This is a genomic window from Dechloromonas denitrificans (assembly GCF_020510685.1).
GTDB classification, from domain to species: domain Bacteria; phylum Pseudomonadota; class Gammaproteobacteria; order Burkholderiales; family Rhodocyclaceae; genus Azonexus; species Azonexus denitrificans_A.
Window position 1 is genome coordinate 2,015,192 of the sequence record NZ_CP075185.1, and the last position, 14,269, is coordinate 2,029,460.

At 58.7% G+C, this 14,269-nt stretch carries 13 protein-coding genes; 4 read left to right on the forward strand and 9 right to left on the reverse strand.

The window, feature by feature from the left end; translation table 11 throughout:
- Positions 1 to 83: 83 nt before the first annotated feature.
- The 4 genes from KI611_RS09675 to KI611_RS09690 all read left to right on the forward strand — a co-directional run bounded on the left by KI611_RS09675 (position 84) and on the right by KI611_RS09690 (position 4,139).
- A complete protein-coding gene (locus KI611_RS09675; RefSeq protein ID WP_226419608.1) occupies positions 84 to 2,261 on the forward strand; it encodes a PhoX family protein in 2,178 nt (725 codons plus the stop codon).
- Between the two features lie 61 nt (positions 2,262 to 2,322).
- Positions 2,323 to 2,973, forward strand: coding sequence for a PEP-CTERM sorting domain-containing protein (locus tag KI611_RS09680; RefSeq protein WP_226419609.1), 651 nt, complete (start codon positions 2,323 to 2,325; stop codon positions 2,971 to 2,973).
- Positions 2,974 to 3,237: 264 nt separating this feature from the next.
- Complete coding sequence (locus KI611_RS09685) at positions 3,238 to 3,447, forward strand: hypothetical protein (protein ID WP_226419610.1); 210 nt, start codon at positions 3,238 to 3,240, stop codon at positions 3,445 to 3,447.
- Positions 3,448 to 3,533: 86 nt separating this feature from the next.
- Positions 3,534 to 4,139 carry a hypothetical protein gene (locus KI611_RS09690; RefSeq protein WP_226419611.1) on the forward strand — a complete coding sequence of 202 codons (606 nt, stop codon included), beginning with the start codon at positions 3,534 to 3,536 and terminating at the stop codon, positions 4,137 to 4,139.
- Positions 4,140 to 4,170: 31 nt separating this feature from the next.
- Here KI611_RS09690 and KI611_RS09695 read toward each other — a convergent pair whose 3' ends face one another.
- Genes KI611_RS09695 through KI611_RS09735 form a run of 9 tightly spaced genes read right to left on the reverse strand, consistent with a single transcriptional unit; the run spans position 4,171 to position 14,262 of the window.
- On the reverse strand, positions 4,171 to 4,911 hold the full coding sequence (locus KI611_RS09695) for a WecB/TagA/CpsF family glycosyltransferase (protein ID WP_226419612.1): 741 nt from the start codon (positions 4,909 to 4,911) through the stop codon (positions 4,171 to 4,173).
- Complete coding sequence (wecB, locus tag KI611_RS09700) at positions 4,908 to 6,014, reverse strand: non-hydrolyzing UDP-N-acetylglucosamine 2-epimerase (protein ID WP_226419613.1); 1,107 nt, start codon at positions 6,012 to 6,014, stop codon at positions 4,908 to 4,910. Before wecB ends, KI611_RS09695 begins: the two co-directional genes overlap by 4 nt.
- A gap of 30 nt (positions 6,015 to 6,044) precedes the next feature.
- Positions 6,045 to 8,000, reverse strand: coding sequence for a heparinase II/III family protein (locus KI611_RS09705; RefSeq protein ID WP_226419614.1), 1,956 nt, complete (start codon positions 7,998 to 8,000; stop codon positions 6,045 to 6,047).
- The gene (locus KI611_RS09710) at positions 7,997 to 9,049 is read right to left on the reverse strand and encodes a glycosyltransferase family 4 protein (protein WP_226419615.1); all 1,053 of its coding nucleotides are present in this window, start codon (positions 9,047 to 9,049) and stop codon (positions 7,997 to 7,999) included. The genes KI611_RS09705 and KI611_RS09710 overlap by 4 nt, the downstream gene beginning before the upstream one ends.
- A complete protein-coding gene (locus KI611_RS09715; protein ID WP_226419616.1) occupies positions 9,046 to 10,506 on the reverse strand; it encodes a hypothetical protein in 1,461 nt (486 codons plus the stop codon). The genes KI611_RS09710 and KI611_RS09715 overlap by 4 nt, the downstream gene beginning before the upstream one ends.
- 2 nt (positions 10,507 to 10,508) lie before the next feature.
- On the reverse strand, positions 10,509 to 11,540 hold the full coding sequence (locus KI611_RS09720) for a hypothetical protein (protein ID WP_226419617.1): 1,032 nt from the start codon (positions 11,538 to 11,540) through the stop codon (positions 10,509 to 10,511).
- Positions 11,537 to 12,478, reverse strand: a complete 942-nt coding sequence (locus tag KI611_RS09725; protein ID WP_226419618.1) for an AAC(3) family N-acetyltransferase — start codon at positions 12,476 to 12,478, stop codon at positions 11,537 to 11,539. The genes KI611_RS09720 and KI611_RS09725 overlap by 4 nt, the downstream gene beginning before the upstream one ends.
- A complete protein-coding gene (locus KI611_RS09730) occupies positions 12,475 to 13,113 on the reverse strand; it encodes a serine O-acetyltransferase (protein WP_226419619.1) in 639 nt (212 codons plus the stop codon). The genes KI611_RS09725 and KI611_RS09730 overlap by 4 nt, the downstream gene beginning before the upstream one ends.
- Complete coding sequence (locus KI611_RS09735; protein ID WP_226419620.1) at positions 13,114 to 14,262, reverse strand: glycosyltransferase; 1,149 nt, start codon at positions 14,260 to 14,262, stop codon at positions 13,114 to 13,116. It abuts the gene before it with no gap.
- Between the last annotated feature and the right edge of the window lie 7 nt (positions 14,263 to 14,269).

The following is a 14,269-nucleotide window of genomic DNA, read 5'->3' on the forward strand; positions in this document are numbered from 1 at the left end:
GCGCCGCCAGTCCTGAGCTGCAGCGATTTACCTGCGGATACATCAATCACGACCATTCGATCACTACCCACTGAGAGGTTCCCATGAAAGGCAAAAGCCACCCCCGGAACGACCTGACGCTCAACCCGTCCGGTAACGAGTCCATTCTCGATGTCATCAGCCGTCTCGATGTCAGCCGTCGCCGCTTCGTCCAGGGCAGCGCCAGCGCCGGCATGCTGGCCGCCGCCGGCGGCATCACGCTGTCCGGCATCGTCAATACCGTCGAAGCCGCCGCAGCCGCACCGGTCGTCGGCATCGGCTTCGAGCCCGTCCCGGCCAGCCTGGCCCCGGTGGCCGACGTGGTCACCGTGCCCGCCGGCTACACCGCCAAGCTGCTCGTCGCCTGGGGCGATCCGATCATGCCGGGTGGCGTTGCCTTCAAGTCCGACGCCAGCAACACTGCCGCCGAACAAACCAAGCAGTACGGCATGCACACCGACGGCATGCACTTCTTCCCGTTCCCGAGCCGTGGCCAGATCCTCAGTGATCGCGGCATCCTGTGCGCCAACAACGAATATACCCACGAGGAAGTGCTCTTCCCGGCCGGCCAGACCGGCAGCGACGTGCTCGGCGCCGGTTACACCATCGAAAAGTGCCGCAAATCCCAGTCGGCGCATGGCGTTTCCGTCACCGAAATCCGCCGGGTCAATGGCAAATGGACGGTCGTGCCCGGTTCGGTTTACGGCCGCCGGATCACCGCCAATACGCCGATGCGCGTTGCCGGCCCGGCGGCGGGCCATGCGCTGCTGAAGAGCAACGAGTACAACGTCACCCCGACGGGCTCCGTTGCCACCGGCAAGAGCACGGACGGCACGACCGCCAACGGTACCGTCAACAACTGCGCCAACGGTGTTACGCCGTGGGGCACCTATCTGACCTGCGAAGAAAACTGGAACGGCAACTTCGGGGCGACCGCCGCGCTGCCGAACGCCACGACCGAGGCGGGCAAGCTCTATAACCGCTACGGTGTGGCGGCCGCCGGCGCCGGCTATCGCTGGCACACCGTCGATCCGCGCTTCGATCTGGCGGTCAATCCGAACGAAACCAACCTGTTCGGCTGGGTTGTCGAAATCGACCCGCTCGATCCCAAGTCGGTGCCGGTCAAGCGCACCGCGCTCGGCCGCTTCAAGCACGAAAGCGCCCAGTACGTGGTCGACCGCGCCAATCACCTGGCCTTCTACATGGGTGACGACGAGCGCAACGAATACATCTACAAGTTCGTTTGCGACGGCAAGTACAACCCCGGCAACAATGCCGCCAACCGCAACCTGCTCGACGAAGGCACGCTCTACGTGGCGCGTTTCGATGCCGACCTGAGCGGCACCTGGTTGGCCTTGCGCCCGGAAACCATCGGGGTGAATGGCGTGGCACTGCGCGACAACCCGAACTTCGTCGGGGCCGACGATGCCGAAGTGCTGGCCAAGATTTTGATCAAGACCCGCATGGCCGCCGACGCTGTGGGCGCCACGATGATGGACCGTCCGGAATGGACCGGGGCGCGTCCGCGCGTCAATGGCAACGACGAGATCGAAGTCTATTGCACGCTGACCAACAACAACCGGCGCGGGACCGCCACCGCCTCGGCCAACAAGATCGACGGTTCGACGACCGCCGCCTCGGCCCGTCCGCCGGTCGATGCCGCCAACCCGATGGAAGACAACATCTACGGCCACATCATCCGCTGGCGCGAAAACGGCCAGTCGGTTCTGGCCACCGGCTTCACTTGGGACATCTTCGCCCAGTGCGGCGATACCGCGACCAGCAAGGCCGCCAAGCCGACCAACGACTACAAGGGCAACATCAACGACACGCCGGACGGCTCGGCCGATATCGGCGCGCCGGATGGCCTGTGGTTCGACCCGTTCGGCCGTTTGTGGGTGCAGACCGACCAGCTTGGCAATGCCACCGGCGACTGGGTCAATCTCGGCGCCAACAGTCTGTCCTGTGCCGACCCGGTGACCAAGCAGTTCCGCCGCTTCCTGACCGGCCCGAACAAGTGCGAAGTCACCGGCATCACCATGGCGCCGGATGGCAAGACCCTGTTCGTCGGCATCCAGCACCCGGGTGAGGATGCCTTGGCGGCGAACCCGACCCAGTTCTCCAACTGGCCGTCCAGCCAGTGGGCGACCCGGGCCGACGGCGTGACCCCGTTGCCGGCCGGTCGTCCGCGTAGCGGCGTGGTGGTCATTACCAAGAACGATGGCGGCATCGTCGGCGCCTGATCGATACCTGCCACTCCCCGGCGGTGCGCCGGGGAGCATTCAATCTGAAAGGATATTTCACATGAACAAACTCAACCTGATCGCCGGCCTGCTGTTCGCCGCCGGCGCCGCCACTGCCCAGGCGGCAGTCATTGTCGACCGGGCCGATGTGCCGGCCGCAGCCAGCGTGCTCGATTTCGAGAGCTACGACGGCCAGATTTTCGACGCCGCCACCTTCAACTCCGGCGGCCTGTCGATCACCGCCAACCAGCAATTCACCGTCGGCCAGACCATTGCCGATCTCGGCGAAAACGGCATCTGGGGCGCTGGCAACCATTTCCTGTCGTTCGACTACGTCGGCGGCATGACGCTGGACATCAGCTTCAACGGCCAGACCACCAAGGGCTTTGCCTTCGACTACAGCATCTATGAACAGGATCTCGACGGCTCGGCCTTCCTGACGGCGCGCTACTACGATCTGAACAACAAGCTGCTGAAGACCACCAAGTTCATCTTCTCGCCGTTTGGTGCCGACACCTACGACCAGTTCCAGAGCTTCGGCTATGTCAGCGACACGGCCAATATCGCCCGCGTCACCATCGCCGGTGACGGCGTGGTGCTCGACAACCTGACCTATACCCAGCCGGTTCCCGAACCGGAAAGCTACGCCATGCTGCTGGCCGGCCTCGGCATGCTGGGGGCGGTGGCCCGCCGGCGTACCAAGCGCGGCTGATCTGGCGGTAACTGAAGATCAAAAGGGCCGGGAATTTCCCGGCTCTTTTTACTGGTGCTCGATGGCCGGGCAAAAACCAACTTTTGTCCGCAATTTATCTATAGTGCATAATGTGAAAGCTGGTGCGGGCGATGGAAATTTTCACGAAACTGTAAAGATAGTTCTCGATAATTCCGCCCCGCGTACTACATATAGTATTGGCCTCCCGCCGCGAAGCATTGCGAGTGGCGTGGGAGATGAGAGTGAGACAACCGGAAGCCGAAGATGAAAAAACAGCTCGAAGAGTACGTGGGATGTGTCGTGCGCCTGAACAAGGCGGCTTTCCAGAAGATCAAGGAACAGGCGGATCGCTCAGGCAAGTTCGTGGAAAACTATTTTCTGGTTGCTTCGGTCAGCCGGCAAATGCGCAAGCTGGTTTGTTACGGCTGGGACTTGCGGCTGACGGTTTCGATGTCTGACGTCGTTCCGGTCTGAGACCTGCAATAGCGGGTGGCCCCCCGGTCGGGCAACCGGCCCGGAACATTGTTGTCGCTACACTGCTGTTTTTTCTGCCGCCGGCCGTGATCGGCGGCACCGGTTTTGAGGCCGCCTGCGAAAAGCTGGCCAGCGAAGCGGTAATCCGCGTGGTTTTCGAGGATCGGCCAGTCAGCCGCGACGATAGCCGCCAGCTCGATGTCCTGAAGCGGCTGTCCGGCGCCGGCACCAACCCTTATCACAGCGTGCTCGGACTGACTCAAGCCGAACCGACGGCCAGCCTGGACGTCATGCCCCGCATCCTGACCGATGTCGATGGCCAGGTTTGCGGCGTTTCCTCACTGCGCTTGAGGCTCGGTTTCTCCGCCCTGCAGGTGTACCTGGCCAGCGAACTCCGGGATTCCTGCCGTCGGCGCATGGTCGAAGAGCACGAGCTGGAGCATGTCGCGGTATGGCGCAATCACTTGCGGGTGGCGGCGCGGATGCTGGAGGCGCGGTTGCGAAGGAAACTCGGCGAGACCGCCTATTTCAGGACCCCGGCCGAAGCCGACGAAACCTTGCGGCGGCAGGCCGACCAACTGATCGCGCCGCTGCTCAAGAACCTCAAGGATGGCATCGTCGCCGATCAGCAGCAGATCGATTCCGCAGCCTCATACCAGTACCTCGAAGGCCGGCTGCGGGCTTGTCCATAGTTTGCTGCTGGTGGAGGCCAAGCAGCAAGACCTAACGACGCGCCGTCGCCTCGCGCAGCAGCAGCCAGAAGAACGCCATGTCATCGATGAAATAGCGTTTGAACATGCGGCGCGGCTCCTGCAGGAAGCGGTAGAACCACTCCAGCCCGCTTTTCTGCATCCAGACCGGCGCCCGTTTTACCCTGCCGACCGCCACGTCGAAGGTGCCGCCGACGCCCATGGCAAAGGGAATCCGCATTTCGGCCTGGTATTTGCCGAGGAACTGTTCCTTTTTCGGCGAGCTGATGGCGACGAACAGGAGGTCGGCGCGCGCCGCCTTGATCTGCTCGACGACGCCGGCTTCCTCTTCCTGCTTCCAGTAGCCGTTGCGGTAACCGGCGAGTGTCAGGCCCGGGTATTTCTTCTGGTAAATATTGCTGACGCCGGAAACCACTTCCTCTCGGGCGCCGAGCAGGAAAACCCGCCAGCCTTTCTGCGCCGCGCGCTGCATCAGCGACTCGAACAGATCGACGCCAGCGACGCGCTCTTTCAGCCCCTTGCCGAGCAGGCGCGAGGCCCACACCACCGGCATGCCGTCGGCGTTGATCAGCGCACAGTCATTGATGATCTGGCGTAGCTCCGGGTCGCGGCTGGCCTTGACCAGCTTGTCTACATTCACCACCACGTGCTGGTGCGGCTTGCCGCTGTGGATGAAACCCTCGATCGTCTGCAAGCTTTCTTCCATCGACAGGTTATCTACCTGGCAGCCCATCATTTCAATGCGGCGATTCATCGGGAAAGCTCCTTGGCCAGAATCTCGACAATGCGTTCCGCCGCCTTGCCATCCCACAGCTGCGGCCGGCGACCTTGTTTGCCTTGGCCGCGCAGCACCTTGCGGGCTTCCGCGACGATGCGTACCGGGTCCGTCCCGGCCAGCACGTTGGAGCCTTCATCCACTGTCACCGGCCGTTCGGTATTTTCGCGGATGGTGATGCAGGGCACGCCGAGCGCCGTGGTTTCTTCCTGCAAGCCGCCGCTGTCGGTCAATACGACCGCCGCGTCCTTCCACAGGTTGAGGAATGCCATGTAAGCCTGCGGCCCGGTCAGCGTCACATTGGGCCCGAGATCGACGCCGAATTTTTCCAGATTGGCCCGGGTGCGCGGATGGACCGGGAAGATCAGCGGCAATTCGGCGGCAATCTCGCGCAGCGCACCGCCGATGCGCGCCATCATCTCGGCACTGTCGACGTTGCTGGGCCGGTGTAGCGTCACCACGCCGTAGCTGCGCTGGGCGGCCTTCAAGGCCGATGTTTCGAAGCCGGCAGTGTCCGCATCCTTGAGCTTTTCGGCCTGATAGAGCAGGTTGTCCACCATCACATGGCCGACGTAATGGATCGCCGACTCGGCCTTGCCTTCGCGGCGCAGATGCGTCGCTCCACTGGGTTCGGTGACGAAGAACCAGTCGGAAATGCTGTCGGTTACCAGCCGGTTGATTTCTTCCGGCATCGTCATGTCGCCGCTGCGCAAACCGGCTTCGACGTGGGCGACGGGAATGTTCAGCTTTTTGGCCACTATCGAGCAGGCCAGCGTCGAGTTCACGTCGCCGACCACCAGCACGGCATCCGGCCGTTGCGCCTGGCAAAGCTCCTCGAAGGCCACCATGATCTTCGCCGTCTGCTGTGCATGGCTGCCGCCGCCGGCCGCCATGAAAACATCCGGCTCGGGGATGCCCAGTTCCTCGAAAAATACCTCGTTCATCTCCCGGTCGTAATGCTGCCCGGTGTGAATGATGCGGAACTCAAGCCAGCCGTGGGCCTGAATGGCGCGCACGATGGGGGCAATTTTCATGAAATTCGGCCGGGCACCGGCGACGAGGTAAATAAGTGGATTGGCCATGAGCGTTCTGAAGAAAGGGATCTGAGTTAATTAACGGACCGAAATCTCGGTGCCGACCAGGGATATTTGTCGGTTGCCCAGATTGACCACCGGTTTTCCTGCCGGGAAGGAAACCTGGGCGCGGGGCAAGGTGCAATCCATGCGCAATACCGCAACAAAATAGGCGGAGGGTTTCGGCGTTTTGTAAAAAAAGCGGTTCCAGTAATGCGGGGTGGTAGCTGCTGCCCATTGAGGCGCCGGCGTATATCCCGCCTGTGTCGCCAGCGCTAGGCCATCTGGCGCGCTAACTTCGGCACACATTTCAGCTCCCTCCAGATTTAGTTTGTAGCCTGCAGCGTTGGTCTGCAGCGGCGCTGTCGTGTGCAGGTTCCACTCCCACTGCCGAGGCGTGGCGCTGCGCAACTGATCGATCACCACCAGCGTCGCCGGGCGCACAAAGACCAAGGTTCGCTTGGCCAGCGACACTTGTCCGTCGTAGGCGGCCGCAGCATCACCAGTTACTAGATCGTAATCGGCGGTTGTTACAAACCGAGTGATTTTGCCGGCAAGCTGTGCGCTGCCAAGGCCATCGGCTCCCAAGCCTTGTCCCTTGCCGGCGTCGAAGGTAATCGCGTTGTGGGCCTTGGTCTGCTTGTACCAGTTTCGCCAGTGCGGCGAGTTGTAGTAGTCGTAGTAGCCGCTGTCCATGGCCAGCACCTTGCCGTGGGCGTAGAGCAGAAATCCGTTCTGATCCGCATGCGAGTGGTTTAGCGAACCGTATGGGCTGCTCTTGAAATACACCGAAACCCGCGCGCGGTCGGCCAGCGAATCATGCAGGGCGGCCCAGCCGACCGACGGAAAATAGGCGCTATTCGCTTCGCCCTCCGGCCACGGGGCACTGCCGGACGGCTGGCGCGGGCTGAGCAGAACGTGCAGGCGAGCGATATCCTCACCGAACAATTGCTTTTCATACCAGCGGGCCAGTGGTGTCGAATAGCGACTCATGATCGCCTTGCCGAAGCGCGCCCATTCTTCCTTGCGGTTCACTTCGGCACCATCCCCGAAAACCCCGGCCGGGGTGCCTGGCGGTAGCGTGTAGGCAATGAAACGCGGCAACTGTGCAACCCATGCTTTCTGGTATATCGGCAGGCTCAGCGCACGCTCGATCAGATCCCATATCAGCAAGGACTCGCCCGTATCCCACAGCACATAACTGCTGCCATTGGCGTAACCCCCATCGTCGCCACCCCATGGGCTGAGGGTGGCGAGGTAGGTTTGTAAAGCGGGCTCCAGCCAGCCACGGGCTTCCGGCAATTCGCCCAGCACTATCGTCAAGGCACCAATGAATTTGCCCAGCGCGTGGAAAGCAATGCCATCGCGCGGGTTGGCCTTCACATTCTTGAGCGCGCTCGGCAGCGCCGAAAGAGCGCAAGTTTTCACTACGTTGCGCGCCAGCTCGCGCTCTGCGGCATTTAGCGCCGGGTAGGCAAAATCGTAAGCCAGCGCAAAATACCAGGCATATGCCCGTGCCTGCATCAACTCGCCGTGACACTGGTTGTCGATCACCAATGGGCCAAAAATCGCCATGCGCGCGCGCAGTTCGTCAAGAAACCAGCTGTCACGGGTGAAGTACCAGCTGACAGCCGACTCTGCCAGTCCTTCCAGTGTTCGCTCCTGCTTGAACCAGTTCTTCAGGTTCGTTGGTGAGTTGAGTGGCTCAGCCGCAGAAATAAACGACATATCCACGACGCGCACCGACGTCCGATGCAGGTAATCGGACAAGGCCTTTACCCCTCCGGCCCGCTCTGCCGAAGCCGCCTCGACAATCCCCGAATGATCTGCCCCTCCCCGAAACAGCCGCGGGTGTCCAATTTTTGCGGTCTGCTCGAATGCGCTCAGGGCGGACGCGATTGCGACAGTGCTGAAACGCGGATCATCAGCCGAACAGGCGAGCGTCGCATGGCCGAGCAGGGCGCACAGCAGCAATTTGTATAGCCAGCGGCTCATCGGGCGAGTTGCCCATACTGCCAGCGTAGGCGTTTGAGTACTACATCTGCGGAATAATGCAAATGAACACGTTGATGAGCTCGTTTGGCAAGGTCTGATGCACGTTTAGGATCTGCCAGCAATTCAGCAATAGCCTCCCCTAGAGCTTGTATATTCCCAGGGGGAATCAATACTCCGCACTTTCCATGTTCCAACATGTCGGGTATTGCGGCGACAGTGGAGGCAATAATTGGTACTTCAGAAGCCATTGCCTCGAGTACAGACATCGGCATTTGCTCGTTGTACGACGGCAAAACGAAAACCCCAGCCTCGCTGAGCAATTTTGTACGTTGTTCTTCATTAACCCAACCAGAAAAAATGACGCTGTGACCGAGATTTAGTTCTGATACCAATTCTTTTGCTTTTTGGATTTCCCCATTACCAGCAAGAATTAACCGTGAGGATGGAATTTTTTTGTGCACTTCAGAGAAGCTTTTGATCAAATCGAACGCTCCTTTTCGATTTCCTATTTGACCAAGAAATACGACGTCATTGGTTCGAGCCCTATTGACGCATTTCGGAGTCGCAATTGGGTTTGGAAATAGCTCGATGCGACTCAACCCAACATTTGTGCGCAATAATTCCTCTGCATCACGGGATAAAACAAAGACAAGTGAAGATTCTCGCATCAGCTTGAAAGCTAAATTTTTTCGCCAACCGGTTAATCGTTGAGCGACAAAGGTTCTGAACTCTGCACCGTGTAGTTGAAAAATAACTGGACAACCGAATAGGTAAGCTAACCCTATAAATAGCGATTTGCGCCAGAAACTAACACCCGAAGCGACATGTGCATGCAACACGCTGACGCGGCCTAGAGCCAGTAATTTGACAAATAGGCCAAAAGCAGAAGTAGCAACCCAAAGTTTGTGCCAGGTATTACCTTCTGTTGCCGTAATCAAGTAACGGCAGTCCCCTTCAGAAAATAGTCCGTGGGCGCGATAGACCGCAATCACTGAAGACATTCCTCCTTTTGCGTCAGGGCAGGGGCCAATCATCACGACGCTTTTCATAATTCGGACCTTTCCTCGTTGTCGATATGGGCAGCCCCGAGGTAGCTGGAAATATCGAGATGCTGCACGAGTAAGCGGTGTTTGCCGATGCGGGTGCGCGGGATTTCATCGACGCGGACGACCTCTACCTCCAGTCCTCCTTGGGTTTTTTTGCGGATACCGTCGGCCAGGGCCGTCTTGACGTTCGCCGGCAAGTCTTCTCGGGAGATTACCTTGAGCGTGGCGCGGCCGGTTTCATGTTGCTCGAACTGCATGCGGTCGGCGTCGGCTAGTTGCTCGAAGTGGGCGGCGCCAATGGTGCAGATCGAAACCAGGCGATGATCACGGCAAACCAGAAACTCCTGCAAGCGCCCCTCTATGCGGTCCACTACCTGGAAACCTGGCCGCAGGGTATTCGGCTGTGCCGTCCACATCGCCATGTCGCCGGTACGGTAGCGAATCAACGGCATCACCAGATTGTCGTAGCCGGTGGCGACAATTTCACCCAGCACGCCCGGTTCGCTAATCGGTTTGCCGTCGAAGTCGATTAATTCGACATGACCGTACAGCGGCCAGAAGAAATAGCGGCTGTCACCGGGCAGCGAAATCGACTTGATGGCGCCCTCGGAATGGCCGTAGTCGCACAGTACCTCGCAGCCGAAAACCCGCTTTAGCAACTCGACCTGATAGTCGTAGATATTCTCTGAAAACAACTGGATGCACTTGATCCGCGCGGTAATGGCGGGCACCGGATGGGCTTCCAGCCATTTCGCCAGCGGCGTGATGGCGGAAGGGAATGCGTGAATGAAAGTTGGCTGCCATTCCTCGATCGCCGCGATATAGGCCGGGATGTGTTCCGCTTCCAGGTGGTCGGAACTCAAATGCAGATAACGCTTGATCGGGTCGTACATCCACAACGGCTGCCCGGGCTGTCCGGCTCCGGGTACCGTCCGGCCACGTAGCGCCAGCGTCACGTCCCGGTCACCGATGCCGGCAATCCGGTCGAATTCGCCGTTGTAGGCAAAACTCTTCGGGCGGGTGACGTGGCGATGCCAGTAAAGCTTCATTGGCACCGAAGTCGAGCCGCCGGTAAATGTTGCCATCCGCATCGATTCCGGCAGGCCGGCCGAAACGTAATCCTCCAGGCTCGCTTTCAGTTCCTGCTTGGTCAGCAGCGGAAACGCCTGGAGCATTTCCGAAGGTGTTCTTCCGGGGCTGGTGACGACATCGCGCAGATGCCGGTACGCCGGTACATGCTGCGTTGCCGCATCAAGAAGCGCGAACATTTTCTCGCCGGCCCGCCGACGCAAGATCTCCGGGTCGGTAATCGCGATTTCGTCAAGAAACTCCGGTGCTTTCCGGCCGTAGCGAATGCCGACCGGTACTGCCGAATACGCCGTCCCGACGAACGATTTGACCCATTGCGGGGCGGCCGTGTAATGCTTGAGCAGGGGGTGAATCCAGTCTTCAATTGGCATCGTCAATCTTTCGCGAGGTAGGTGGGGCGGACTTGAGTTCCGAAACCCGGCCGGTAGTCCTGATAATTCACGAAGCGGAGATCGCGCCGCGTGGCCAGAAATTGTTCCAGACGCCTGATCGAGTGACGGGTTAGCGCCTTGGGATGACCAATCACGACAAAATCGTTACGCCCGAGCCGGGCATAGCGCTCGAAAGCGGCTTCCAGAAAATCGACCTTGCGCCCATCGATGGAAACCACGCTCCACGTGCGGGATAGCAATTTTTTCAACAGATCATTGCGGCCGAGCGGGATCGCTGTGCCGTCACCAAAAGCCTTGTCGGTCTGGCGGCCGAGCTTTCTGAGGAAAGCCAGTTTCCAGAAAAATGCAGGGGTCACCGGATGAGCAGCAATCGGTACTTCGAGAAAACGCCCTTGCGCCACTTCCAGCAGCGGGTCATCGTCGAAGCGCCAGAACGACTTCTGCGGCGCACCGCAAAAATTGAAAAGATGCGTATCGCTTTCGCTCTGGCCGTTCTCGAAAACCGTGCTGTCGATCTCGATGCCATTCGCAGCCAGCGCCCCGGCCAGCTTCGAGAAAGGCTGTAAAACCCAGCCGCCGGCCCGGAAGGCACAGATCGACCCGGCTGGGCAAAAAGCTGCCAGCGCCTTGCAGTAGCGGCTGACAATCTCGGTAATTTGCTCCTCGGCAAAATCATGCAGGCGGTAGCGCTGCGTATCGATCTGCCAGTTGCCATCGACCCAGTGCGTATCCTCCCAATGCGGGTGAATGTGCAACTGCAATTCATGGCCCTGTTGTTGCAGACGTTCCAAATGCCGGCAAAGCTCAGAGTATTCCCGGCGTAGCACGTCGCTCTTGCCCGCTTCGGCAGCCAACCGTAACAAAAAGCCGACATCGACAAAAAAGCTCAGCTTGCCGCCGTATGGATGAACCGCTTTGCATAAAGCCTCGCTCGGCTCGACCAGGCAATGTTCCACCGAGCCGGTACGCCGGCCGAAGAACAATTCATAGTCGAGCGAGATCAGGAAGTTCACGCCAGAAACTCCAAGGCCGAGCCAACTGCCTGCTGTTGCGCCCTATTCAGGCTTACCGGGCCGTAGATCGACTGACCGGCCAGCAGCATCTTCAACAAGGTCCGGCTGAAACCTTTGGCATCGATTACCGACAATTCCGACTCACCAAAAGGTACGCTGCGGATCGCCCCTTCCTTTTGCAGGAAAGGCCGCGCCCGTTCGCATTCGCGAATCGCCGAAACCTTGGGGTCGTGGCAAACCGCATTGACCTCAATGGGCGAGCCGTCGCCCCGCACGCAAGGCACCTTGCGCGGCGACGGCAGATAGACCTGGATCGGCATCGCCTCGCCAAGCAAGTCTTCATAAACGTGGAAATTGGTCACCGAATTCAACCCGACCCCGAGCATCAGAATCGAACCATTGGCGACAGTGAGCTTGCGGTACGGGCTGTTCGCCCCGAATGGCGTTGCATCCCGCTCGTGATGACGAACGTAGTCGGCCGCCCGTTCGCCAAGCGCGACAATCGAATGGCTGGGATGCACGCTGCGCAATGCACCTTCCCGGACCATCAGAATATTTGGTATCGCCCCCATCGCATTCGGTGCGCTGCGCACATCGAAATCCGTCACGCCATCCAGATATTCTTTCATGGTCGTGTTGTATGGCAGTGCCGGCACCAGCAGGGTGCGGCCGGGGCCGACCAGCTGTTCGGCAAAAGCAGCGGCAATTTGCTGCGGCGAACAGTCGAATTTGCCGATATTTGAAAGGGATGAATGGAGGATGACATCCCCCTGCAAACCGAAATCATCCAGCCGGGCCAGCAAGTCTTCCAGTCGAACCTGGGTTCGCTCCTTGCGTTTTGCCTTGTCTGCCTGCCGCTTGCTCTCGGCCAGCGAGCGCAACCAGTGCTGGACGGGGCGGGGCAGGTGGGGGAGGGCTTTTTTTAGGGCTTTTTTCATAATTTCCCTGCCTCTATCGGTGGGTAATCGCAATACTCGACATAGCCCTCTGCCCCTGCGTAAGAAATAATCCGCGCAGGAATTCCTACTGCTACTGCTTTGTCAGGAAGATCCTTTGTTACAACGGCATTGGCACCTATTGCGCATCCGTTGCCGATACGGATGGCACCAATGATTTTCGCTCCTGGGCCGATATAGACCTCATCACCAATTTTTGGGGTTCCCTTACGTTCGCCGCGATTTAACTGCCCAATCGTGACACCATGAGAAATGTTGCAGTTTCGGCCGATCTCAGCGGCCTCGTTGACAACGATTCCGCCGAAATGACCAATATAAAAACCGGAGCCGATTTTTGTCGGATAAGGGATCGAAATTCCATACTTGTATAGATAGTGCTTGTGACCTATGCGTGCCACGCGATGGACAAAGCTCCATAGACCTACTGATTTCTGGGTGGAAGCTGCCAAACGCAGCCAAACTAGGAATCGAAAACCTGGAAGCAATCGATACGCCTTTAGACTTGTGCGAAGATCACTTTTTCCCTGCATGTGTCGGTGCAGGTCAGATTTCCATATGGCGATCAATCTCAGACGCTGAAGCTTGTTCATAATGAAAGTGCTTTCACTGGCGTTCATTCAACACGTGTGAGTGCCTATTAATTGCTTGGTTGACAGCGCTTTGCAGGTGGCCTGGAACGAGTCAATCATTCTCCCTAGAGAGAATTTTGTTTCGACGACATCACGCGCGGTCGAACCTAAAATGGTTCGTGTATTTCTGTCAGCGAGCTTCATTAATTGATCCGAAAGGGCGTCGATATCTCCTGCGGGGTACATCAATCCATTGTGGCCATCTGTTATTTGCTCGCAGAGGCCACCAACATTGCTGGCGACCAGCGGCTTGCCGAGAGCCATGTATTCCAGTGTGGCAATCGGGAAGGTTTCGGCATGCGAGGTCAGCGCCATGATGTCGCAGGCAGCAACGTAGGGTCGGACGTCCTGTTGGAAACCACTCAGTACGACGGCATCCTGGAGCCCGAGTTCATCACGCCGGGCTTCGATTTGCGGGCGCATGATGCCGTCGCCGACTAGCAGAACCTTGGCTGGCAACTGCTTGTCGCGTAGGCGACGCAAGGCTTCTAGTAGGTCAATCTGACACTTTTCCTCTCGGAAGACAGCGCACATACCGATGACCAGATCACTATCAGTAAAACCGAAGGCACGCCGCAGTTGACTGGCTTCAATTGCCACAGAGGGGACTGAAAAGCGGTTGAGGTCGATACCGTTGTGAATAACCTCGTCGCTACGTGGGCGGATGCCAAGCTGCCGAAAAAACTGCCGTTGCATAACGCTAACAAAAACGATGCGCTCGGCCATTCTGTAAAAGTGGCGGTAGACAGCAAAACGCAGGCGGTCGCTACGGTTGCGCCGCACAACATCCATGCTGTGACAAATAAATAGCAATGACACGGTGTGCCTAGCCCAAAGGCGGGCAAGGGCTGCCATGGCGAGCGAGTATTGCGATGTCGAGATCAGTACATTCGGGCGAAACTCGCAAATCAGTGCTGCTAAGCGGCGTATGGCACCCGGGTCGAAGCTACCTCTTGAATTGCAGCAGATCACCAGACTGACGCCGCCGTTATGCAGTTCGCTAGAAAGCTCGTCGCAAGGCTTCATGTAGGCAACTGCCACCTCATTGCCAAGAGCCTTCATTCCGGTGGCGACAGTGACCAAATGACGCTCGGCACCGCCGAATTTAAGGTGGTCGGCGATAAATAGAATTTTCATGACTGAA